The following is a 20,173-nucleotide window of genomic DNA, read 5'->3' as shown; positions in this document are numbered from 1 at the left end:
ACCCATGCTCGACGCGTTCCTCTACCTGCACATCGTGCTGATGGTCTTCTGGCTCGGCGGCGACCTCGGCGTCTTCTACTCCAGCCGGTACGTCATCGACCCGGCGCTGGCCCCGGCCGCGCGCCTGACCGCCCTGAAGATCATGAGCGGGCTGGACCTGGGCCCCAAGATCTGCCTGATCCTCTTCCTGCCCAGCGGGCTCACCCTGATCTCGCTGGACCCGCACGGCGGGTACGCGTTCGGGATGAAGCTGCTGCCCTGGTGGCTGCTGGTGGCGGCCTGGCTCGGCGCCCTGGTCTGGCTGTGGCTGATGTACACCGACCACCACGAGCCCGGCCGGCACCCGCTGATCCGCCGGATCGACGGGGCGATCCGGGTCGCGGTGATCGCCGGGATGGCCGGCGCCGGCGTCTACACCCTGGTGGCGAGCGCGCCGTTCGGCGTCGACACCAACCCGCGATGGCTCGGCGCCAAGGTGCTCTGCTACGCGCTGGCGATCGCGGCGGGCCTCGGCATCCGGCGCACGCTGCGCCCGTTCGGCGCGGCCTTCGCCGAGGTGATGGGCGGCTCCGCCGGGCCGGGTACGGAGTCCGTGCTACGGCGCAGCGTCGACGGCTGCCTGCCGTACGTCTGGACCATCTGGACCTGCGTGCTGGCGGCGGGCCTGCTCGGCGTGGCCAAGCCCTTCGCCGATCTTTAGACCACCGCTCAGGTGGCGTTCTTCACGGCGATGTCGATGGCCCGGCGCAGATCGGACCTCCGGATGGTGATCATTTCGTCGGCGTCGCTGTCGAGATAGTCCGCGACGATCTCCCTGATCAGCTCGTTGGGGCTGATCCGGCGCTGCTGCGCCAGGGTGAACAGGCGCTCCGTCATCTCGTACGACATGCGCACCGCCTGGACCACCCCCACGCCCCGCTGGCGGTTGTCCGGCTGCGCCGAGGTCCAGTCCCGGCTGTTCATGGAGGCGGTGTGTTCATCGGGCCCATTCATGCGGGCTCCCCCTTGATCTGGGTGATTGCCTCGATCTCCACGTCGTCGAGGTGGCGGGCCGACGCGACGGTGTATGCGTCATCACCGTCCTCGATCAAGGCCACGACCAACCAGGTTCCGTTGCGATCCTGACCGGCGATCTGCATGGCCGGCCCGATGTGACGGCGTACCACGCCGTGCGCGTGTATCACCTCGATGACCGACAACGGGCTCACCTCGGCGGCGACCAGGTTGTCGTACGTCTCGTCGGTAAAAACATAAACCTCGAAGGGGACCCCGTCAGCATCATCGAACAGTTGCGACACCTCCACATCGGCGTGACGACGTTCGGACACCAAGGCGCCAACCATAGGCACCCCGTGTTACAGAGCGTGTGGAGAATGTGACAAATGCTCAGATCTGGTAGCCCAGTTGGGCGGAGATGCGGGCGGCGGCGTCGAGCAGGTCCGTGACGACCTGTGCGCCGGCGGCCGGCTTGAAGCGCAGCGCCGGGCCGGCCACGCTGATCACGGCGACGACGTGACCGTCGTGGTCGAAGACCGGCGCGGCCACCGACGCGGCGCCGGCCTGGCGTTCGCCCAGCGACGTGGCGTACCCGCGCTTGCGGATCGCCGCGAGGTCCCGGCGCAGCTTCGCGGGCTCGACGATGGTCTTGTCGGTCAGCGCCTCGAGCGGGTGCCGCTCCAGGTAGGCCTCGAGCTCGGCGTCGGGCACCCAGGCCAGGAACGCCTTGGACGAGCCGCCGGCGTGCAGCGGGAACGGGATGCCGAGGCTCACCTCCAGCCGCAGCTCCTGGTCGGGGACGACCTGGTCGGCATAGAGGCGGGTGTCGCCGCGGCGCAGCGACAGCGTTGCGGTCTCGTGGGTGCGCCCGGAGAGCCAGGCGAGCTCGGGCGCGGCCATCGCGCGTACGTCCGTGCGGGCCAGGTATGCCCGGCCCAGCGCGACCGCCGCGTGCCCGAGCGCGTAGCGCCGGGTCGTGGTGTCCAGGGTGATCAGGTCCCGGCTGCGCAGCGCGGTGAGTATCCGGTGCACGGCGGCCTTGGTGAGGCCGAGTGCGCCCGCGATCTCGGTGACGCCGAGGTCGGGCTGGTCGGTACGCCCGAAGTAGAGCAGCACGTCCATGGCCCGCTCGACCGCGGCGACCGAGCGCGACTGGTTCTCGTCGTCGGCGACCGCGGGGCTCGACGGCACGGTACGGGTGGGCACAGCGGGACTCCCCGGGACGGTAATCGGAACAAATCCTCCAGCAGCGTAGCCTGCCATTTCCCTGTGCGAAACGCCGTACCGGCGGCGGTTGACACGACCGGGCGACGCTCGTTACGTTCACGGCAACACCGTTTCCTCCTGCGAAACGAATTGGGAAACGAGTGGGGCAGACGAGGGCGCACGACGGCGAACCGGGAGGCGTACGTGCCGGTCGACAGCGCGACGTTCCGCACCGTCCTCGGACAGTGGCCGAGCGGCGTGTGTGTGGTGACCACGACGGGCGCGCGCGGCGCGCACGGCATGACCGCGAGCTCATTCTCCTCGGTCAGCCTCGATCCGCCGATGGTCTCGGTCTGCCTGGGCAACCACCTGCCCAGCCGGATGCTGCTCGAGACGGCCGGCAAGTTCGCCATCAGCTTCCTCGGCAAGGACCAGGCGCACGTCGGCCGCCGCTTCGCCGGGCAGCACCCCGAGATCACCGACCGGTTCGCGGGCCTGGACTGGACCATCACCCCGAACGGCGTCCCGGTGCTCAGCGACGCGGTGGCCTGGCTCGACTGCCGGGTCGCGCACGCGTACCCGGGCGGCGACCACACGATCTTCGTGGGCGCGGTGACCGAGGCCGCGACGCAGCGGGTCACCTCCCCGCTGCTGTTCCACTCGCGCACCTGGGGCCAGGTCGCCGATCCCCTGCCGACGGCCATCCACCTCACGGTGGACGTCGCGGCGGGCGATCCGCTCGCGCAGGCGCTGCGGGAGGCCGGCGCCCGGATCCGCCACGACGCCGGCCACGCCGAGTTCCTCGTCGCCGCCGACGGCACCGGCCTGCCCTCCTCCGCCCAGGTCACCGCCGCCAGGCGGGCCGGCGCCACCGTCGCCGGCTACGTGGCCGACGCGTTCGACCCGGCCCGGGAGCCGCTCGTGCTCGCCACCGTCGAGGCGCTCGCCGCGCTCGGCTGCGACGAGGTCGGCCTCGCCGAGCACCCGGCCGGGCCGGCGTCGCCGCTCCAGGTCCGCCGCGTGCTGCAAGACGCCATCGCCCGGGTCCGCCCGGCCACCCTGCGCGTGCGGCTCGCCGGCGGGCACAGCCTCGCCCTGGTCAACGCGCTCGTCGCGATGAAGAGCGGCGTCTCGCACTTCGACACGGTCGCCCCCGGCTCTCCAGCCGCCGGCCTGCCGCTGGGCGACCTGCTCCACCTGTCCCGCCAACTCGAGGTGCCCGGCCCGATCGACCCGGCCGAGGCCGTCGACGGCCGCGACCGACTTCGCCCAGCTCAGGGATTGACTTCTTCCCCGCCTTGAAGGACGGGGATTTCCTGGGTCGCCCTAGGAGTTTCCTGTTTCATTGCCGATTGCGGAAGGGAGGGCCCTTGCCGTCTGACATCAGCTCCGCAGGCATAGCCAGGGTTTTTCCTGACCACGGCTCGACCAGCCGCCAGGATGTTCGAGGCCGCGTTGATGTCCCGGTCATGCCGGGTGCGGCAACCCGGGCATGTCCATGCCCGGGTGGAGAGGCTCAGCTCAACGAGCAGGCCCGTTTGGCGAAGAAGTTCGCGTACGCGGTGCTGGTGTCGCAGCGTCTGCCGCAACGGCACGGACGACACCTCCGACAAGAACGCCAGATCCTCGGTTTTCTTCCACCCGGTCAGCGCCGCGTCGGTCTGCTTGTACGAGGTGCGCTCGCCGCGCTGGTGGTAGGCAACGTGCCGGTCCGCGAGGGTCTTGTTCCACACCAGACGCACACACCCGAAGGTGCGGTTGAACACCGCAGCCTGCTCGGGAGTCGGGTAGGCCCGACACTTGTACGCCGCCCGCATGCCCCCAAACCTTACAGAAGGAGACGACATGTGTAAGACGACACTGCACCGGGTCGTACCGGACCTCCTCCCGGCCCTGAAGGACCGGGCTTCCGCCCTCGATGTCAGGTGACATCGATGGCCGACCGGCTCACCGGCGAACGACTCGTCGACGACATGACCGTCGAGGAGAAGAGACGCGCCGCCCTCGTCGAGCAGGTGCTACCGGCCCTGCGCGCCAAGGCCGAGCAGGCCGACCGTGACGGCGTGTTCCCGATCTCGCACATCGCCCTGCTGCGCGACGCCGGCCTGCTCGGGCTGATCGTCCCCGAGGAGTACGGCGGCCTCGGCGGCACGCTGCGCGACCTCGCCGCGGCCACCTACGCGATGGGCACCGCCTGCCCGTCCACCGCGCTCGCCTACTTCTTCCACAACACCTCGGCCTCCCGCGGCCTGCTGCCCCTCGAAGCGATCGAGGCCGGGCTGTTCGCCGACGGCGAGGTGCCGCAGGTCAGGGCGTTCGCCGAGAAGGTGCTACGGCTGATGTCCGGCGGCACCTGGCTCGCCAACTTCGCCAGCGAGTCGGTGAAGAGCTCCAGCGCCAACATCGCGATCGCCACCACCGCGGTCGAGGTCGACGGCGGCTGGCGGCTGACCGGCGAGAAGTCGTTCGGCTGCGCCACCGGCGTCGCCGACTTCTACCTGGTCACCGCCCGCCTGGACGGCAGCGAGACCGCCGACGGCCTTGCCATGTTCCTGGTGCCGCGCGACGCCCCCGGCGTGTCCGAGCGGCCTGAGTGGCAGGGCCTGGGCATGCGCGGCACCGCCAACCACGGCATCCGGCTGGACCGGGTGTTCGTACCGCGAGAGGACGCGCTCACCGTGCCCGGCGCGTTCGTGAAGATGCTGCAATGCAGCCGGGGCAGCTTCGTCGGTAATCAGCTCGCCATCACCGCCGTCTACGTCGGCTGCGCGCAGGGCGTCTACGACGACACGCTCGACCGGCTGACCCGCAAGACCTTCGCCGACACCGGCCGGTCCATCGCCGAGTCGCCGATGCATCAGGTCATCATCGGCGACATGACCGAGAAACTGGAGACTGCCTACCTCTGGCTGCGCCGGCAGCTGCTGCTGGAGACGTGCGAGCCCCCGATCGCCACCAAGTCCGAGGTGTACGCGCAGTGGCGGATCGCCAAGGGCTCGATCTGCCAGGCCGCGTTCGACGTGGCGATGGGCGCGTTCAAGGCGTCCGGCACCTCCGGGGCGACAATGAACGGGATCGTCGGGCGTGCCGTGCGTGACCTGGCGATGGGCCTGGTCATGACGTTCCCGCCGGAGCGCGGCCGGCTCGAGGCCGCCTCGGTGATCACCAGCAACAGGGCGAACGAGCTGTTCGCGAGCGTGCGCGGATGACCGGCGACCTGGTCGACGGCGCCTGGCTGCCGTGCGCGACCCCGGTCGGCATCGACTGGGAGGACCCGGCGACCGGCGCGGTCGCCGGGCCGGCGCTGGGCTCCTCCCCCGAGCGCGTTGAGGCCGCCGTCGCGGCGGCCGCCGCGCTCGGCGCCTGGGACCTGTCCGATGCGGACCGAGCCGACGTGCTCGACGCCGTCGCGGCGGCCGTCGCCGAGGCGGCCGAGGAGATCGTGGTGCTCGAGGCGCGGGCCACCGGCGTGCCGATCCGGCAGACCCGGCCGCTCGGGATGATCCTGTCCGGCGCGTTCGCCCTCGCCGCCGGCCAGCTCCGGGCCGGCCTGCTGCGCTCGGTCGCCACCCGCGAGGACGGCCGGGAGGTCGTCGTCGAGCGGCTGCCGTGGGGACCGGCCGCCTGCCTCGTGCCGTGGAACGCGCCCGCGCCGATGGCCGCGCACAAGGCCGCCAGCGCCCTCGCGGCCGGCTGCCCCACCATCGTCAAGCCCAGCGAGTACGCGCCGTTCGGCACCGAGCGGCTCACGCTCGCCGTCGCGCAGGCGCTTGAGAAGGCCGGCGCGCCCGCGGCGCTGTTCCAGCTCGTGCACGGCGGCGCGGACGTCGGTGGGCGACTCGTCGGCGACCCGCGGATCCGGGCCGTCTCGTTCACCGGCGGCCTCTCCGGCGGGCGGGCCGTCGCCGTGGCCTGCGCGCTGGACATCAAGCCGGTGCAGCTGGAGCTGGGCGGCAACAACCCGCTGATCGTGCTGCCGGACGCGGACGAGGCGGTGGCCGCGCGGGCCGCCGCCGACCTGCTCACCACGCTGAACGGGCAGTGGTGCCGGGCACTGGGCCGCCTGATCGTGCCGGCCGGCCGGGAGCGGGCGATCGTCGACGCCGTCCTCGACCGGATCGCCGCGATGCGGGTCGGCGACCCCGCCGACGAGGACACCGACTACGGCCCGCTGATCCACTCCGCCCACAAGGCCGCGGTCGAGAAGGCCCGCGACGACATGGGCGGCACGGTGCACAGCCCGGACCTGCCGGGCCGGGGCAACTTCCTGGCGCCCGCGCTGGTCACCGGCGCGGACCCGGCGCGCACGGTCGACGAGGTCTTCGGCCCGGTCGCCGCCGTGCACGGCTACACCACGATCGACGAGGCGGTCGCCCTGGCCAACGGCACCCGGCACGGCCTGGAGGGCTACGTCGTCGGCACCGACGAGGAGGCGGCGCTCGCCGTCGCCCGGCGGGTGCGGGCCGGCGAGGTCAAGGTCAACGGCTCGTCGATCATGAGCCTGCACCTGTTCACCCCGCGCCCGGCCTGGGGCCTCTCCGGCTACTCCGAGGAGGGCACGGCCGAGACCCTGCGGTTCTTCACCAATCCCCGGGTGGTCGGGGTCGAGGGCGGCTTCGCGCTGCACGGCCGCCCATGACCGGAGCCGACGAGCTGCGGGCCCTGCTGCACGCCGGCCGCGTCACCCACGTGCCCGGCGTCTACGACCCGGTCACCGCCGCCCTCGCCGTGCAGGCCGGTCACCCGGCCGCGCACCTGTCCGGCGCGGCCGTCTCGGCGCTCGCGCTCGGCCGGCCCGACCTGGGATTCGTGCACGCCACCCAGATCGCCGACCGGGCCGCCACGCTGGTGCCGGCGCTGAACGGTGCGCCGCTGCTCGCCGACGCGGACACCGGCTACGGCAACCCGCTGCACGCGGTCTGGACGGCGCTCGCCTACCGGCGCGCCGGCGTCGCCGGGCTGCACCTGGAGGACCAGGCGCAGCCCAAGCGGTGCGGGCACCTGGCCGGCAAGGAGGTGATCGACGTGCGCCTGGCGGCCGCCAAGGTCGCCGCCCTGGTCACCGAGGTGCCACAGCTCGCGGTGGTCGCGCGCACCGACGCGTACGGCGTGAACGGCCTGACAGACGCGATCGAGCGGTGCCGGGTCTACGCGGCCGCGGGTGCCGACGCGGTCTTCCCCGAGGGTGTCGACGATCTCGGCGAGCTCGCGCGGCTGCACGACGCGCTCCCCGGCGTACCCATCGTGGTGAACCGCTCCGAGGCCGGCGGCGACCGGCCGGTGATCCCGGACGCCGACCTCGCCGAGGTCGGGGTCCGCCTGGTGTTGCACCCGGTCACCGCGCTGCTCGCCGCCCTGCGCGCCGCCTCGCTTGTCTACCGGGCCATCGCCGGCGGCGGCGCCGGCGACATCGACCGGCTGCCCTGGTCCGCGTTCACCGCCCTGGTCGGCCAGGACGACGCGCTCGATCTCGACCGCCGCTACGCGCCCGGGAGGCTGCCGACGTGAACCGCATCCTGGTCGCCGGCGCGGGGCCGGTCGGCCTCACCGCCGCGCTCGCCCTGGCCCGCCGCGGCCGGCGGGTGACCGTGCTCGAGGCCGGTGACGCCCTGGCCGGCCAGTCGCGGGCCTCGACGTTCCACCCGCCGACCCTGGAGATGCTCGACGACCTCGGCGTGGCCGGCGAACTGCACGAGCGGGGGCTGGTCTCGCCGACCTTCGCCTACCGCGACCGGCGGGCGGGGCTTGTCGCGCTGCTCGACCTGGCCGTGCTGGCCGGCGACACCCGGTACCCGTACCGGTTGCAGTGCGAGCAGTCCAAGCTCACCCCGATCCTGCTCGACCACCTGCTGCGGCACGACGGGTGCGAGGTCCACTTCGGCTGGCCGGTCGCCGGGATCGCGCAGGAGCCCGGCCGGGTGACCGCGATCGCCGCGGACGGCCGGACGCTCGACGGGCGGTGGCTGATCGGGGCGGACGGCGCGCACTCGGCGACCCGGCGCGCGCTGGCCGTGGACTTCGCGGGGATCACCTACCCGGAGCGGTTCCTGGTCGCCTCGGTGCACGACGAGCTGACCGGCTGGCTGGACGGGCTCGCCGCGGTCAACTACGTGTACGACCCGGTCGAGTGGTGCGTGCTGCTGCGCACCCCGGACCGCTGGCGGGTGCTGCTGCCCACCCCGGACGGCACGCCCGACTCCGCGGAGCTGGAGCGGCTGCCCGCGCGGCTGCTCACGATCCACGACCCGGGGCGGCCGTGGCGGATCGCGCACGCCGGCATGTACCGGGTGCACCAGCGGGTCGCCGCGACGTTCCGGGCCGGCCGGGTGCTGCTCGCCGGAGACGCGGCGCACGTCAACAACCCGCTCGGCGGGCTCGGCATGAACTCCGGCATCCACGACGCTGTCGCGTACGCGAAGGCACTGGCCGGCGACGACGACGCGGCCGTGACCGCGGCCGCCGCCGAACGCCGGCGCATCGCCCTGGAGTACGTGCAGAGCGTCTCGCACCAGAACTACGAGCGGATGCGCGACGCCGACCCGGCCGCCCGCGCGGCGCACCTGGAGACGCTGCGGGCGACCGCGGCCGACCCGGCCAGGGCGCGGGCCGCGCTGCTGAAGAGCTCGATGATCGCCTCGCTGCGCCCGGTCGCGGCATGATCCGGCGGGAGAACCCGGCGCGCGTCTCGGAGATCGTCGGCTCGGTCGCGCAAACCCCCGCGGCCGAGGTGGACGCGGTCGTCCGGGCCGCCGGCGCGGACTTCCGGCGCTGGGCGGCGACCCCGATCGACGAACGCCTCGCGCTGCTCAGCCGCGGCGCGGACGCGATAGAGGCCGCCCTCGGCGAGCTGTCGGTGCTGCTGTCCCGGGAGACCGGCAAGGTGCTCGGCGACTGCCGGGGCGAGATCGGCTTCGCCGTCCGGTACCTGCGCTGGGTGGTCGATCACGCGCCGCCCGCGTACGCCGACCGCGAGGTCGACGACGGGCTCGGCCGCCTGATCCGGCAGCACAAGCCGTACGGCGTGGTCGCCGCGATCACGCCGTGGAACGCGCCGGTCATCCTCGCCATGCTGAAGATCGCCCCGGCGCTCGCGGCCGGCAACGCGGTCGTGGTGAAGCCGTCGCCGCTGGCACCGCTCACCCTCGACCGGGTCGTCGCCCTGATCGGCGGCCCGCTGCGCGTCGTGCACGGCGGCGCCGCGACGGGCGCCGCCCTGGTCGGCCACGACCTCGTGCGCAAGGTGGCGTTCACCGGCGGCGCGGCCGGCGGGCGGGCGGTGGCGGCGCTCGCCGGCGACCGGCTCACCCCGGCCGTGCTCGAGCTGGGCGGCAACGACCCGGCCGTGTTCCTCGACGACGCGCCGTTCGACGACGCGGCAATGGACCGCCTGGTCATGGCCACGTTCGCCACCAGCGGCCAGGTCTGCATGGCCGCCAAGCGGCTGTACGTGCCCGCCGCGCGGCTACCGGACTTCGTGGACGCGTACCTCGCGGCCGCCGCCCGGGTGCTGGTCACCGGCGACCCCCTCGCCGACGGGGTGACGATGGGCCCGGTCATCTCGGCCGAGGCGCGGCGGGCCGCCGAGGCCCTGCGCGCCGGCGACTGCCGCGACCTCGGCCGGTTCGACGCCGAGCCGGAGGCCGGCTACTTCGTGCGGCCCGCCCTTGTCGTCTCCCCCGACCCCCGCGACCCGCTGGTCGCCGCCGAGCAGTTCGCGCCGATCGTGCCGGTGCTCGGCTACCAGGACGAGGACGCGGTGCTGGCCGCCGCCAACGAGGGCGAGCTGGGACTCGGTGCGTCGGTGTGGAGCGCCGACGAGGACCGGGCGGTGGCCTTCGCCCGCCGCTTCGAGGCCGGCTTCGCGTTCGTGAACACGCACAACCGCACCGGGATGAGCCTGCGGGCGCCGTTCGGCGGGGTGAAACGCTCCGGCTGGGGCCGCGAGTACGCCGGCGAGGGCCTGGCCGAGTACGCGCAGACCTGCGTGATCCACGCGCCCGCCGTCTACCGCCCCGGCGCGGGGATCCCGGCGGGCGGGCCCGACGCCTATCCGGTGTAGTCGACGACCGCCCGGTCGGTCAGCAGCGGGCGCACCCAGGCGCCGAACTCGTGGTGCGCAGGGTGTGCCTGGTACTCCCGCAGATCGTCGGCGTCGCGGTGGGTCGTGCGCAGCACCAGGTCCCAGGAGACCGCGGTACGCAGTTCGTCGACCTCGCAATCCATCGTGCGGATCTGCGGAACGCGGCCAGAGAGCTCTACCAGACGCGACCGGGCCTTGGCAGCATCACTGTCGTCGGCGAACTTCATCATCACCACGTGCACCAGCACTCGTGCCTCCCGACCCCTGTTGCCAACCCCGCCCCCGAGTGTAGTTTTGGGAAACGTCGTTTCGCTAGGGGGAACCACGGATGGCACCCGTTGTACGCGTCGCCGCCGCGCAGATCGAGGCGGGCCGAGACGTGGGCGAGAACCTCGCCGCCTGCCTGCGCGTCATCGACGCCGCCGCGGCGCGGCGGGCGCGGCTCGTCGTCCTGCCCGAGTTCTGCAACCACCTCTCCTGGTACGCCGACCGCGCCGAGGCGCACCGGCTCGCCACCCGGCCCGGCGACGAGTTCCTCACCGCCGTCGCCGACCGGGCCCGCCGGCACGGCATGTGGGTGAAGATCAACGTCACGCACGCGTACGCCGGCGGGCGCACCGGCGGCACGAACTTCCTGTTCGACCCGGACGGCGAGATCGCCGGCTCGTGCGACAAGCAGACCCTGATGGGCGCCGAGAACGACTTCCTCGAGCCGGCGCCGGCGGTCGGCCCGGTCGTGGCCACCCCGCTCGGCCGGATCGGCATGTACGCCTGCATGGAGGGCGTCATCAACGAGGTGGCCCGCTCGCTGGTCCTGCGCGGCGCACAGGTGCTGCTGAACAGCCTCAACAGCTTCGCGCTCGACGAGGCCGACCTGCACATCCCGGTGCGCGCCGCGGAGAACAAGGCGTGGGTGGTGGCGGCCAACAAGGTCGGGCCGCTGCTGCCGGTCGACCAGCTCCCCGACATCGCCGCCCGGCTCGGCGTGCCGCCACAATGGCTGCACGGCGCCGGGGAGAGCCAGATCGTGGCGCCGGACGGCACGGTGCTGGCCAAGGCGCCGCGCACCGGCGAGGCGGTCGTGGTGGCCGACATCGACCCCGCCCGCGCCGACGACAAGCGCCGGCCGGACGGCACCGACATCCTCGCCGTACGCCGCCCCGAGCTGTACGGCCCGATCGCCGAACCGCCGGTGGGCCGGAGCCGCGGCCCCGGAGCCGAGGCACTGCCGGTCGCCGTGGTGCGCGACGCCGCCCGGGTGCGCACGGTCGCGCGCGGCGGCGCGGCCCTGATCGTGCTGCCCGAGCTGGCCTGCTCGCCGGCAGCGCTGGCGGCCGCGCTCGACGGCACCCCCGCGCACGCGGTGACCACGGTCATCGAGGACGGCGCACACGTCGGCGTGGTGGTCGGCGCCGCGGGCGTGGTGGCCCGCCAACCGCAGCTGCACGCCGCGCACGGCCTGGCGCCGACCGGCAAGCGGATCCACCCGGTCGATCTGCCCTGGGGGCGGCTGGCCGTGGTGGTGGGCGACGACGCGCTGCTGCCCGAGACGTTCCGGCTGGCCGCGCTCGTCGACGCCGACGTGGTCGCGGTCCCCTACTCCGCGCAGGAGCCCTGGGAACTAGCCCTCGGCCTGCCCGAGCGGGCCGCCGAGAACCGGCTCAACGTCGTGGTGGCCACCCCGGCCGGGCAGCCCGCCGCCATCTTCGCGATGAGCACCGACTTCACCCTGTGGACGCGGTGGCAGGGCCCGTTCACCGGCCGCATCTCCACACCCGTGCGCACCGACGTGCCGGCCGGTGCCCTGGTCGCCGAGGCCGTCGTCGCACCGGCACAGGCCGCGAACCGCCTGGTGTCGCGCCGCACCGATCTCGTCGACGGCCGCCCGTGGCGGCTCGTGGACGCCCTGACCCGTTAGAACTTCCGAAGGGGAACCACCGTGGCGGAGACGCTTGCGCACGTGGAGGACATGGTCGACGGCTCGCCGGTCGTCGACGTGCACGACACGTTCCACTACTACCAGGAGCTGCTGGCCGCGCTGAAGGCGAAGATAGACGCCCGCTTCGAGACCACCCGCGACCCGTCGACCGAGGGGCTCGAGGCGTACGGGTCCTACCCGGACGGCCCGGGCGGCTCGCTCGCGGCGTACTCGGGGCCGGAGGTCGACTGGCTGGTGCACTCGTGGCTCGGCAACCCGGGCGCGAGCTTCGCCAACCTGCACCTCACCTGCTGGCTCGGTCCGCAGATCAAGGTGCCGCACCTGGGCATCGCGCTGCTGGTCTGGCCGGGCGGCTGGTTCTACCTCGATTCGGTACCCCGGGTGAACATGGTCGAGGACGGCGACTACTACGACGAGTACTACGCGCCGCTGGACGCCGAATGGCTGGAGCTGCGGGCCGATCCGCAGTTCGAGTACTTCGTGTCGCGGGCCGGGTTCATCCGGGCCAGCCTGTCGCCGACCGCGTACTGCTACTCCTTCGAGCGCAGCCGGCGGAACCTGGAGATCGTCTCGGCCCGGGCGCACGCGCACGTCGACCGCTGGCTGTCCTGGGTCGACGCGGCCACCGCGGTGCCGGAGTCGGAGCGAGCGGCGCTCGCCGAGACCGACCTGACGATCCGGCGCAACATCGCCGAGCGCGACCCGGCCAACGTCATGGGCGTGCGCTTCTTCGGCGAGGAGACGACCAACAAGCTGGTCCGCGCGCTCTGGGGCGGCGACCGCGAGCTGCCCCGGCCGGGGGCCGGAGCATGAGCGTCCGGTCGGTCTGGTGGGCCGCCACGATTCCCGGCGCCCAGGCGCCGTTCGACACCGCGCACCTACGGGTCTTCTATCCGGCCAAGCCGACCGGGTCGGACGCCGAGCGGCTCTCCGGGGTGTTCCCGGCCGACCCGGCGCACGCGCCCTACCCCGTCGTGATCATCGTGTCGGGCGTCAACGTCGGGCAGGAGGCGTACCGCTGGCTCGCCGTCGCGCTCGCCGAACGCGGCTACGTCACGGTCACCTACGACTGGGTCGGCGAGCTGTTCGGCGGGCTCAAGGGCATCACGCCGGGCGTCGAGCTCGCGGCGGCGCGGCCCGGCGCGTACGGGACGAGGGCGACCACGCCGTCGGTGCCCGCCGTGATCGACGCCCTGCGGGCGATGACCGGCCCGGTCGAGGGCCTGCTCGACCTCGACAACGTGGCGCTGATCGGCCACTCGGCCGGCGGGACGGTGGTGTTGCAGAGCGCCCGGTTCTTCCCCGAGGTCAAGGCGGTCGCGGCATACGGCACGCACACGATGGTCGCCACCATGCTGGGCTGGCCGGCCGGTACCGTGCTGGCCGCGCAGGCCGACTCACCGGTGCTGCTCATGGCCGGCGAGAACGACGGGGTCATCAACGGCTCGGCCGACCGCTACGGTGAGGACGCGGCGACCCGCAGGGACCCCATCTCCCGTACGTTCGACGAGGCCCTGCCCGACCGCGACGGCGCCAACCTGCTCGTGACGTTCCCGGGCGCCAACCACTTCGGCATCGTGCACCCGGTCGACGAGACCGCCGCCCGCGCGTTCCTCGACGCTCCCGCCTCGACGGACCCGGCGGCGACCCGGGCCGCGCTGGCCGAGGTCACCGGCGCGTTCCTCGACGTACACCTGCGCGGCGCCGGCGGCGACGCGCTGGAGAAGGCCACCCAGACGCTTCGGCTCCGGCGGAGGTAACCCCCGTGCTCAAGAACTTCTGGTACGCGGTGGAGTTCGCCGACCGCGTCACGAACAAGCCGGCCCGGGTCACCGTGCTCGGCCAGCACCTCGCCATCTACCGCACGCCGTCGGGGAAGGTCGTCGCGCTGTCCGACCTGTGCGTGCACCGGGGCGCGGCGCTCTCCGGCGGCTGGCTCAAGGACGACTGCGTCGTCTGCCCGTACCACGGCTGGCAGTACCAGCCGGACGGCCAGTGCGTGAAGATCCCGGCGCAGCCCGACCGGCCCGTGCCGCGCAAGGCCCGCGTCGACTCGTACCCGGCGCAGGAGAGGTACGGGTTCGTCTGGGTCTACCTGGGTGACCTGCCCGAGGAGGAGCGGCCGCCGATCCCGGTCTGGCCCGAGTTCGACGATCTCGTCGAGAACGGCGGCCGGTTCCGCGCGGTCACCGGCGAGTTCCTGTGGAACGCCAACTACGAGCGGATCCTGGAGAACGGCTGCGACATCGCGCACGCGCCGTTCGTGCACGCCGGCGCGTTCGGCAACCCGGAGAAGCCCGAGGTGCCCGAGTACGAGCTCGAGCAGCCGGACGAGTGGTCGGCGTTCGCCACCGTCGACCTGTACCCGCCGGCGCCGCGGGGCATCTGGGGCAGGTTCGCCCGGATGCGCGGTCAGGACCTCAACAACCGGCCGCCGGTCACCACGTCCGCCGGCTGGATGCTGCCGAACATGATCAAGCTGCACGTCCGGCTGCCGCTGGGCGACCTGATCATCTACGACACGAACATCCCGATCGACGAGACGCACACCCTGGTCAAGTGGGTCGCGCTGCGCACGTTCTTCACCGGCAAATGGGCCGACAAGAACGCCATCCAGCGCACCCTCAAGATCTTTTACGAGGACGCCGAGGTCGTCGACAAGGTCCGGCCCGAGCTGCTCCCCTTCGACCTCGGCGCCGAACTGCACATCCGCAGCGACCTGATCGCCGTGCAGTACCGGCGGCGCCGGCAGGAGCTGGCCGAGAAGGGCTGGCTGCTGTCCGACGACGACAAGATCACCGGGGACGTGCCGCGGCGCACCGCGACGGTGATCCCGTCGCCGGCCCGCCGGGAGAACCCCGAGCTGGCCCGCGCCTGGGTGCACAAGGCGCGCGGCGAACACCCGACCGTCGCCGCCGCCGAGCTGATGGGCCCGTCCGACGAGGAGATCAAATGAGCGAGCCTGCGAGCGAGTCATCAACTCAGCACCCGACGAATGTCATCGCCGGAGCGCCAGCGGAGGCGATGGCATGAGCCTGCCCGCCGACCTTGCCACGACCACCCTCGACAAGATTCTCGCCGGGCTCTCCCTCGAGGAGTCCAGCGACCGGGATCTGACCTCGGCGATGAGCCCCGCGCCCGTGGGCCGGATCCGGGTCTGGCACGGCGACGGTCCCGTCGTGAAGGCGGTCAACGTGGCGCTGGCCGTCCCGCCGATCGGCCTCGACAGCCACATGATCTTCGCGTTCACGGCGCCCGACTCGGCCGTACCGCACTTCACGCTGGACTCCGTCGCCAACGGCGACAACTACGCCTTCCACCTCGACCTGATCCCCCGGGTCGACCTGGCCACCTCGCTGCCCTACCTGGACACGGTCTACGAGCCGCTCACCGCGCTGTACCAGGACGTGCGCGCCCGCGACGGGCTCACCCCCGCACACCTCACCCCGCGGCAGTACGCGCTGATGTCGCCCTGGATGCTTGTCAACCGCGCGACCCGGGACGCCTTCGAGGGGATCGGCGACGCGGTCGACGGCTACCTCGGGCACTGGTTCGAGCTGCTCGCCTCGGACGTCAAGGCCGCCGTCGACCCCGAGCGGGACGCGGCACACCGGGCGCTGCTGTTCAGCCCCGAGATCGACCCGGTCTGGGCGCAGACCGTGCGCCTGCTCGGCGAGGAGCAGAGCGAGTCGGTCCGCCTCGAACTGGTGGACAACCGATGACGGCCCAGCCCTCCGTCTGGCAGCAGCGCATCGCCGGCGAGTGGCACGGGCGGCCGTCGCTCTTCGACCACACCGGCACGTGGTGCGGCTTCGAGGAGATCCGGCGGTCGTCGGAGTTCGCCGACGGCGTCACCACGTACCGGATGGACGGGGGCCTGATCGGCGGCGGCGCCCTGGCGGGGCGGTTCCGTCTCGGCGCGCCGTTCTCCTTCGGTGTGATCGACTCGGACGCGAACCGGGTGTACACCGGGCCGGACTTCTTCGGCACGGGGCAGCCGTACGGGTCCTTCGTGGACTCGCACTACTACGGGCCCGGCTGGCAGGTCGACCTCAACACCTGGAACCAGGTGCTGCCCGACGAACAGACCCAGGTCTACTCGTCGGTGCTGTACCAGGGCTGGTCGGTGGTCGGCTGCTTCAACGGCGTGTACACCCGCGACCCGGCGCTCGTCGACCAGCTGATCGACAACGAGACCCGGTGCGGCCCGGTGCCGTACATCCTGCCCACCAAGGAGGCCGGCGCCTACGCCGGCGACTGCGAGCTGTGGGGCGCCGACCAGAAGCTGCGCGGCACCGTGCGGGTCACCATCGGGCTGGAGCCGATCGACCTGCTGCGCACCCGCCGCCTGATCACCTGGGACGGCGCGGGCCTCGACCGGGAGTTCGCGGTGGAGACCCGCCGCGACGGCAACGACCTCCACTTCGAGGGCCCCGGCGCGTACGGAAATGCCATCGGTTTCGGTCGTGCCTCCTTCTCCTCGCTCCACCTGACCGACGTGTGGAAGATCAAGGGCCGGGAGTTCTCCGTCGACGCGTCCCCGGGCATGTCCGCGGGCCGGCGGCTGTCGGTGGTGTACCAGCTCTTCGAGGGCGCGCGCCTCGACTCGGTGCTGCACGGGCTGCTGGAGTGGGCGCCGTGACCGCCCCGGTCGTGGTGGTCACCGGCGGCACCCGCGGCATCGGCAAGGGCCTGGTCCACGCGTTCGCCGCGCGCGGCGCGTCGGTGGCCTTCTGCGGGCGGTCCGCCGCCGACGGCCCCGACGGTACGCTCGGAGTGGTCGCCGACGTCACGTCGCGCGAGGACGTGCGCAAGCTGTGGGACGCGACCGTCGACCGGTTCGGCCGCGTCGACATCTGGCTCAACAACGCCGGGCTGTCCACCAGCCGCAGGCCGCTGTGGGAGCTACCCGCCGCCGAGATCGACGCCGTCGTCGACGTGAACCTGCGCGGCACCCTCCAGGCCAGCGCGGTGGTTCTCGGCGCGATGCTCGAACAGGGGCACGGCGCGCTCTGGAACATGGAGGGTCTCGGCTCGAACGGGCAGATCGTCGTGGGCCTCACGCCGTACGGCGCCACCAAGCGCGGCCTGACCTACGCCACCAAGGCCATGGCCCGCGAGCTCCGGGACACCGGTGTCAAGGTGGGCCTGCTGTCGCCGGGGATGGTCGTCACCGACCTGCTCACCCGGGACTACTCCCCCGAGGAGTTCGAGAAGGCGAAGAAGATCTTCAACATCCTCGCCGACCGGGTCGAGACCGTCGCGCCGTGGCTCGCCGACCGCGTCCTTGCCGGCACGAGGAACGGCGGACGGGTGGCCTGGCTGACCGGCCCCAAGGCGGCCTACCGCTTCGCCACCGCCGGGTTCCGCAGGCGCGACCTGTTCGCCGAGGACTGAGATGGACTATCCGATCTGGCTGGCCGTCGAGGACTTCGTGCCCGTCCTGCTCGGCCTCGCCGGCTTCGTCCTGCTCACCCGCGCCGTACCGGCCGGCCCGGCCCGCACCGCCGGGCTCGCCGGCGCCCTGCTGATCGGCGCCGGCGGGCTGGCCAAGTGCGCCTGGAAGCTGACGGTCGCGGCCGGCGGCGGCGACCCCCGCCTGCTGGAGCAGGCCCTGTTCCCGCTCATGGCCGCCGGCGCCGCCCTGCTCGTCTGGGCCCTCGCGGTCGCCGTGCGGCGCGGCGCGCGGGTGCGTGTCTGGCCGTTCGCGCTCACCTTCACGCTCGCCGCCGGAACATCGGTACTGGTCGGCAGCCTGCAACCGATGTTCATCCTGGCCGTGCTCGGCGTCACCGCGGTGAGCGTGCTCGCCGCCGTCATCGCGGCCCGCCAACGGCGATGGTGTGCCGTCTCCCTGTACGTCCTCGGCCTGGTCCTGGTGACCTCGCTGGTGCCGCTGCGCGGCTCGGCCGCGCACGACACCGTCGCCTACCAGTGGCTCGAACAGTCCCTCAACACGGCCGCGCAGCTCGCGCTGCTGACCGCGGCGTGGCTCACGGTGCGCGCACCGGCCGTGACGACCGTTGGAGAACCCGTATGACCGACGCACTCGGCTGGCGCCGAAAGTTCGGCGTCATCGCCCCGTCCACCAACACGATCGTCGAGCCCGACTTCTACTCGATGACGGTCGCGGGCGTGACCGCGCACTTCTCCCGCATCCACATCCGCAACCAGGACCTGTCGGACGACGCGAACTTCGAGAACCTGCTCGTGCAGATCCGCTCCGAGATCGGCTCCGCCTGCGAGCGGGTACTCACCTGCGAACCCGACTACATGGTCATGGGCATGTCGGCCGAGACGTTCTGGGGCGGCGTCGAGGGCAACCGCGAGTTCGTCCGCCAGATCCACGAGATCACCGGCCTGGAGGTCGCGACGGGCGCCGAGGCCTGCGAACGAGCACTCAACCTGTACGGCGCCCGCCGCATCGGCGTGGTCACCCCCTACCAGCCGATCGGCGACGCCAACGTGGTGCGCTTCTTCGGCGAGATCGGCTTCGAGGTGGCGAACATCGAGGGCCTCAAGTGCCCGACAGCGGTATCCATCGCCCACGTCACCGAACCCGAACTCCGCCGCGCCATCCTCGCCGTCAACGCCCCCGACATCGACGCGATCGTCCAATGCGGCACCAACCTGTCAATGGTCCGCCTCGCCGACGAGGCCGAACGCTGGCTCGGCAAACCGGTAATCGCCATCAACGCCGCCACCTGGTGGATGGCCCTCCGCGAAAACAACATCACCGACAAGGTGTACGGCGCCGGCACCCTCCTCCGCGACTTCTGAGGTCGAAGGTTCTCCATTAACCGATGGAGACTGATTCAATGGATTACCCGGGCCTGCGCACCGGTTACGCGGGCTGCATTCCACCGAGCAGTCGGCCCAGGCGCGCATCGTTCTGGCTTCATTGCATGGCCGTCTAATCAAGAAGCCATTCCTCGTCCAGCGTTTGTCTTCGACAAGTTGGCATGATCGAAAGCGGATCCGGAAAGGACAACCGTCGGCCGATCCGGGACAATTAATCCATGCGGCAGCTTCAATTCTTCACCAGCAGCGAACTGGCCGCCATGCGTGACCGCACCGCATCCCGCAACTATTCCCCCGAGCGCGACCAGTTCCGCCGCGACCACGAGCGACACCGCGCATGGGGCCTTACTCAACGCCACGCCCGGCGCCTGCGCCAGCTGGCCGGCCGACAAGATGAGCACACCGCCGCAGGCCCGGACGAGTCACACCCGGCGAGTCCGCGGCACACCCGGCCGCCCGCGCCAGTTCCGGTCGAGCCGGCCCGGCGCCCGGCGCCGAACCGCACCATCTCGACCCACCACGACGCGTCACCACGCTTCGACCGGCGGACCGGCGACCAGAGCGAACCTCCAGGCAGCAGGAAGCCCGCGCATACGTGCTCGCCCAACAAGGCGGCCGGCCAGGCGCAAACCGACCAGAGGCATCCGCCGGAGACCCGCCGCCAGGCCGGACCCGCACAGACACACCCGACGAACAGAACCACCAGCCCAGTGGGATCAGCTCAGGGGCACCCACCAGGCGAGACCAGCCGTCGGGTGGGACTCACCGACCGGCACCGGTCCCGTTTCCTCGCGCCCGGGCGAGCTCCGCCGCCTCGGAGTTTGAGGAGCCCAGGGCGTTCTGATGGCCTGGTTACGCTCGATGCATGGAGGCGATCGTCGCGACAGGCGTGTGGCTGTACGACGGCATCGCGCCCACGACGGTGCGGGTGGTCAGGCTCGACTTCGACTTCTGGTATGCCGTGGCGGAGGCCGGCGGTGACCTCGAGCCAGGGGAGGTTTCCGGAGTTGAACGAGGAGGGCCAGCTGTACTACGTGCGGCATCGGCCGGGGTGGCCCGATGACGGCAGGCTCTTCTGGCCGGACTCGCGGGGATTTCACACGTTGGCGGAGGCGGTCTCGGCCGCCGAGGCGGCGGTTCCGGATTCGGTG

The 20,173-nt window shown here is 72.3% G+C and carries 22 protein-coding genes; 17 read left to right on the top strand and 5 right to left on the bottom strand.

What is annotated here, in order from left to right:
- The first annotated feature begins 4 nt into the window (after positions 1 to 4).
- Positions 5 to 700 carry a hypothetical protein gene (locus tag BJ971_RS11345; RefSeq protein WP_184992294.1) on the top strand — a complete coding sequence of 232 codons (696 nt, stop codon included), beginning with the start codon at positions 5 to 7 and terminating at the stop codon, positions 698 to 700.
- An 8-nt stretch (positions 701 to 708) separates the two neighbouring features.
- On the opposite strand, the gene BJ971_RS11340 is transcribed toward BJ971_RS11345, so the two are convergent.
- Genes BJ971_RS11340 through BJ971_RS11330 form a run of 3 tightly spaced genes read right to left on the bottom strand, consistent with a single transcriptional unit; the run spans position 709 to position 2,202 of the window.
- On the bottom strand, positions 709 to 993 hold the full coding sequence (locus tag BJ971_RS11340) for a ribbon-helix-helix domain-containing protein (RefSeq protein ID WP_184992292.1): 285 nt from the start codon (positions 991 to 993) through the stop codon (positions 709 to 711).
- On the bottom strand, positions 990 to 1,328 hold the full coding sequence (locus tag BJ971_RS11335) for a hypothetical protein (RefSeq protein WP_239087116.1): 339 nt from the start codon (positions 1,326 to 1,328) through the stop codon (positions 990 to 992). The genes BJ971_RS11340 and BJ971_RS11335 overlap by 4 nt, the downstream gene beginning before the upstream one ends.
- A gap of 58 nt (positions 1,329 to 1,386) precedes the next feature.
- Positions 1,387 to 2,202 (bottom strand): IclR family transcriptional regulator, encoded by an 816-nt coding sequence (locus BJ971_RS11330; protein ID WP_239087101.1) that lies wholly within the window; start codon positions 2,200 to 2,202, stop codon positions 1,387 to 1,389.
- Between the two features lie 204 nt (positions 2,203 to 2,406).
- Between BJ971_RS11330 and BJ971_RS11325 the strand changes: the two genes are divergently transcribed.
- Positions 2,407 to 3,504, top strand: coding sequence for a flavin reductase (locus BJ971_RS11325; RefSeq protein ID WP_184992288.1), 1,098 nt, complete (start codon positions 2,407 to 2,409; stop codon positions 3,502 to 3,504).
- Here the strand turns inward: BJ971_RS11325 and BJ971_RS11320 are convergent.
- The gene (locus BJ971_RS11320) at positions 3,477 to 4,019 is read right to left on the bottom strand and encodes a helix-turn-helix domain-containing protein (protein WP_184992286.1); all 543 of its coding nucleotides are present in this window, start codon (positions 4,017 to 4,019) and stop codon (positions 3,477 to 3,479) included. The two genes, BJ971_RS11325 and BJ971_RS11320, sit on opposite strands and share 28 nt — an antisense overlap.
- A gap of 117 nt (positions 4,020 to 4,136) precedes the next feature.
- Between BJ971_RS11320 and BJ971_RS11315 the strand changes: the two genes are divergently transcribed.
- Genes BJ971_RS11315 through BJ971_RS11295 form a run of 5 tightly spaced genes read left to right on the top strand, consistent with a single transcriptional unit; the run spans position 4,137 to position 10,261 of the window.
- On the top strand, positions 4,137 to 5,411 hold the full coding sequence (locus BJ971_RS11315) for an acyl-CoA dehydrogenase family protein (RefSeq protein ID WP_184992284.1): 1,275 nt from the start codon (positions 4,137 to 4,139) through the stop codon (positions 5,409 to 5,411).
- Positions 5,408 to 6,841 (top strand): aldehyde dehydrogenase family protein, encoded by a 1,434-nt coding sequence (locus BJ971_RS11310; protein WP_184992282.1) that lies wholly within the window; start codon positions 5,408 to 5,410, stop codon positions 6,839 to 6,841. The genes BJ971_RS11315 and BJ971_RS11310 overlap by 4 nt, the downstream gene beginning before the upstream one ends.
- Positions 6,838 to 7,710 (top strand): isocitrate lyase/PEP mutase family protein, encoded by an 873-nt coding sequence (locus tag BJ971_RS11305; protein ID WP_184992280.1) that lies wholly within the window; start codon positions 6,838 to 6,840, stop codon positions 7,708 to 7,710. Before BJ971_RS11310 ends, BJ971_RS11305 begins: the two co-directional genes overlap by 4 nt.
- Positions 7,707 to 8,861 (top strand): FAD-dependent oxidoreductase, encoded by a 1,155-nt coding sequence (locus BJ971_RS11300; RefSeq protein ID WP_184992278.1) that lies wholly within the window; start codon positions 7,707 to 7,709, stop codon positions 8,859 to 8,861. The genes BJ971_RS11305 and BJ971_RS11300 overlap by 4 nt, the downstream gene beginning before the upstream one ends.
- On the top strand, positions 8,858 to 10,261 hold the full coding sequence (locus BJ971_RS11295) for an aldehyde dehydrogenase family protein (protein ID WP_184992277.1): 1,404 nt from the start codon (positions 8,858 to 8,860) through the stop codon (positions 10,259 to 10,261). The genes BJ971_RS11300 and BJ971_RS11295 overlap by 4 nt, the downstream gene beginning before the upstream one ends.
- Here the strand turns inward: BJ971_RS11295 and BJ971_RS11290 are convergent.
- A complete protein-coding gene (locus BJ971_RS11290; protein WP_184992275.1) occupies positions 10,249 to 10,530 on the bottom strand; it encodes a Dabb family protein in 282 nt (93 codons plus the stop codon). The genes BJ971_RS11295 and BJ971_RS11290 overlap by 13 nt on opposite strands.
- A gap of 80 nt (positions 10,531 to 10,610) precedes the next feature.
- Here BJ971_RS11290 and BJ971_RS11285 point away from each other — a divergent pair, with 80 nt between their 5' ends.
- The 10 genes from BJ971_RS11285 (at position 10,611) to BJ971_RS11240 (ending at position 20,085) form a co-directional block, all read left to right on the top strand.
- The gene (locus BJ971_RS11285; RefSeq protein WP_184992273.1) at positions 10,611 to 12,200 is read left to right on the top strand and encodes a nitrilase-related carbon-nitrogen hydrolase; all 1,590 of its coding nucleotides are present in this window, start codon (positions 10,611 to 10,613) and stop codon (positions 12,198 to 12,200) included.
- A 21-nt stretch (positions 12,201 to 12,221) separates the two neighbouring features.
- Positions 12,222 to 13,034: an oxidoreductase gene (locus BJ971_RS11280; RefSeq protein ID WP_184992271.1), complete on the top strand. Its 813-nt coding sequence runs from the start codon at positions 12,222 to 12,224 to the stop codon at positions 13,032 to 13,034.
- The gene (locus BJ971_RS11275) at positions 13,031 to 13,981 is read left to right on the top strand and encodes an alpha/beta hydrolase family protein (RefSeq protein ID WP_184992269.1); all 951 of its coding nucleotides are present in this window, start codon (positions 13,031 to 13,033) and stop codon (positions 13,979 to 13,981) included. The genes BJ971_RS11280 and BJ971_RS11275 overlap by 4 nt, the downstream gene beginning before the upstream one ends.
- Positions 13,982 to 13,986: 5 nt before the next feature.
- Complete coding sequence (locus BJ971_RS42045; RefSeq protein ID WP_184992267.1) at positions 13,987 to 15,177, top strand: aromatic ring-hydroxylating dioxygenase subunit alpha; 1,191 nt, start codon at positions 13,987 to 13,989, stop codon at positions 15,175 to 15,177.
- A 73-nt stretch (positions 15,178 to 15,250) separates the two neighbouring features.
- Positions 15,251 to 15,943 carry a hypothetical protein gene (locus tag BJ971_RS11265; protein ID WP_184992265.1) on the top strand — a complete coding sequence of 231 codons (693 nt, stop codon included), beginning with the start codon at positions 15,251 to 15,253 and terminating at the stop codon, positions 15,941 to 15,943.
- Positions 15,940 to 16,863, top strand: a complete 924-nt coding sequence (locus tag BJ971_RS11260) for a hypothetical protein (RefSeq protein ID WP_184992263.1) — start codon at positions 15,940 to 15,942, stop codon at positions 16,861 to 16,863. The genes BJ971_RS11265 and BJ971_RS11260 overlap by 4 nt, the downstream gene beginning before the upstream one ends.
- On the top strand, positions 16,860 to 17,618 hold the full coding sequence (locus BJ971_RS11255; RefSeq protein ID WP_184992261.1) for an SDR family oxidoreductase: 759 nt from the start codon (positions 16,860 to 16,862) through the stop codon (positions 17,616 to 17,618). The genes BJ971_RS11260 and BJ971_RS11255 overlap by 4 nt, the downstream gene beginning before the upstream one ends.
- 1 nt (position 17,619) lies before the next feature.
- Entirely contained in the window at positions 17,620 to 18,261 is a 642-nt protein-coding gene (locus BJ971_RS11250; RefSeq protein ID WP_184992259.1) for a hypothetical protein, read from the top strand.
- Positions 18,258 to 19,001, top strand: a complete 744-nt coding sequence (locus tag BJ971_RS11245) for a maleate cis-trans isomerase family protein (protein ID WP_184992257.1) — start codon at positions 18,258 to 18,260, stop codon at positions 18,999 to 19,001. The genes BJ971_RS11250 and BJ971_RS11245 overlap by 4 nt, the downstream gene beginning before the upstream one ends.
- A gap of 886 nt (positions 19,002 to 19,887) precedes the next feature.
- On the top strand, positions 19,888 to 20,085 hold the full coding sequence (locus tag BJ971_RS11240) for a hypothetical protein (RefSeq protein WP_184992255.1): 198 nt from the start codon (positions 19,888 to 19,890) through the stop codon (positions 20,083 to 20,085).
- Positions 20,086 to 20,173: the final 88 nt, after the last annotated feature.

Source organism: Amorphoplanes digitatis (assembly GCF_014205335.1).
In the GTDB taxonomy this organism is placed as follows: Bacteria; Actinomycetota; Actinomycetes; order Mycobacteriales; family Micromonosporaceae; genus Actinoplanes; species Actinoplanes digitatus.
This window is presented reverse-complemented; position numbering and strand designations above follow the sequence as displayed.

What these genes read in the sequence shown, in the direction of transcription:
- BJ971_RS11345 (WP_184992294.1), top strand. Translation starts at nt 5, where the DNA reads ATGCTCGACGCGTTCCTCTACCTGCACATCGTGCTGATGGTCTTCTGG.
- BJ971_RS11340 (WP_184992292.1), bottom strand. Translation starts at nt 993, where the DNA reads ATGAATGGGCCCGATGAACACACCGCCTCCATGAACAGCCGGGACTGG.
- BJ971_RS11320 (WP_184992286.1), bottom strand. Translation starts at nt 4,019, where the DNA reads ATGCGGGCGGCGTACAAGTGTCGGGCCTACCCGACTCCCGAGCAGGCT.
- BJ971_RS11315 (WP_184992284.1), top strand. Translation starts at nt 4,137, where the DNA reads ATGGCCGACCGGCTCACCGGCGAACGACTCGTCGACGACATGACCGTC.
- BJ971_RS11310 (WP_184992282.1), top strand. Translation starts at nt 5,408, where the DNA reads ATGACCGGCGACCTGGTCGACGGCGCCTGGCTGCCGTGCGCGACCCCG.
- BJ971_RS11305 (WP_184992280.1), top strand. Translation starts at nt 6,838, where the DNA reads ATGACCGGAGCCGACGAGCTGCGGGCCCTGCTGCACGCCGGCCGCGTC.
- BJ971_RS11295 (WP_184992277.1), top strand. Translation starts at nt 8,858, where the DNA reads ATGATCCGGCGGGAGAACCCGGCGCGCGTCTCGGAGATCGTCGGCTCG.
- BJ971_RS11285 (WP_184992273.1), top strand. Translation starts at nt 10,611, where the DNA reads ATGGCACCCGTTGTACGCGTCGCCGCCGCGCAGATCGAGGCGGGCCGA.
- BJ971_RS11275 (WP_184992269.1), top strand. Translation starts at nt 13,031, where the DNA reads ATGAGCGTCCGGTCGGTCTGGTGGGCCGCCACGATTCCCGGCGCCCAG.
- BJ971_RS11265 (WP_184992265.1), top strand. Translation starts at nt 15,251, where the DNA reads ATGAGCCTGCCCGCCGACCTTGCCACGACCACCCTCGACAAGATTCTC.
- BJ971_RS11260 (WP_184992263.1), top strand. Translation starts at nt 15,940, where the DNA reads ATGACGGCCCAGCCCTCCGTCTGGCAGCAGCGCATCGCCGGCGAGTGG.
- BJ971_RS11250 (WP_184992259.1), top strand. Translation starts at nt 17,620, where the DNA reads ATGGACTATCCGATCTGGCTGGCCGTCGAGGACTTCGTGCCCGTCCTG.
- BJ971_RS11245 (WP_184992257.1), top strand. Translation starts at nt 18,258, where the DNA reads ATGACCGACGCACTCGGCTGGCGCCGAAAGTTCGGCGTCATCGCCCCG.
- BJ971_RS11240 (WP_184992255.1), top strand. Translation starts at nt 19,888, where the DNA reads ATGGAGGCGATCGTCGCGACAGGCGTGTGGCTGTACGACGGCATCGCG.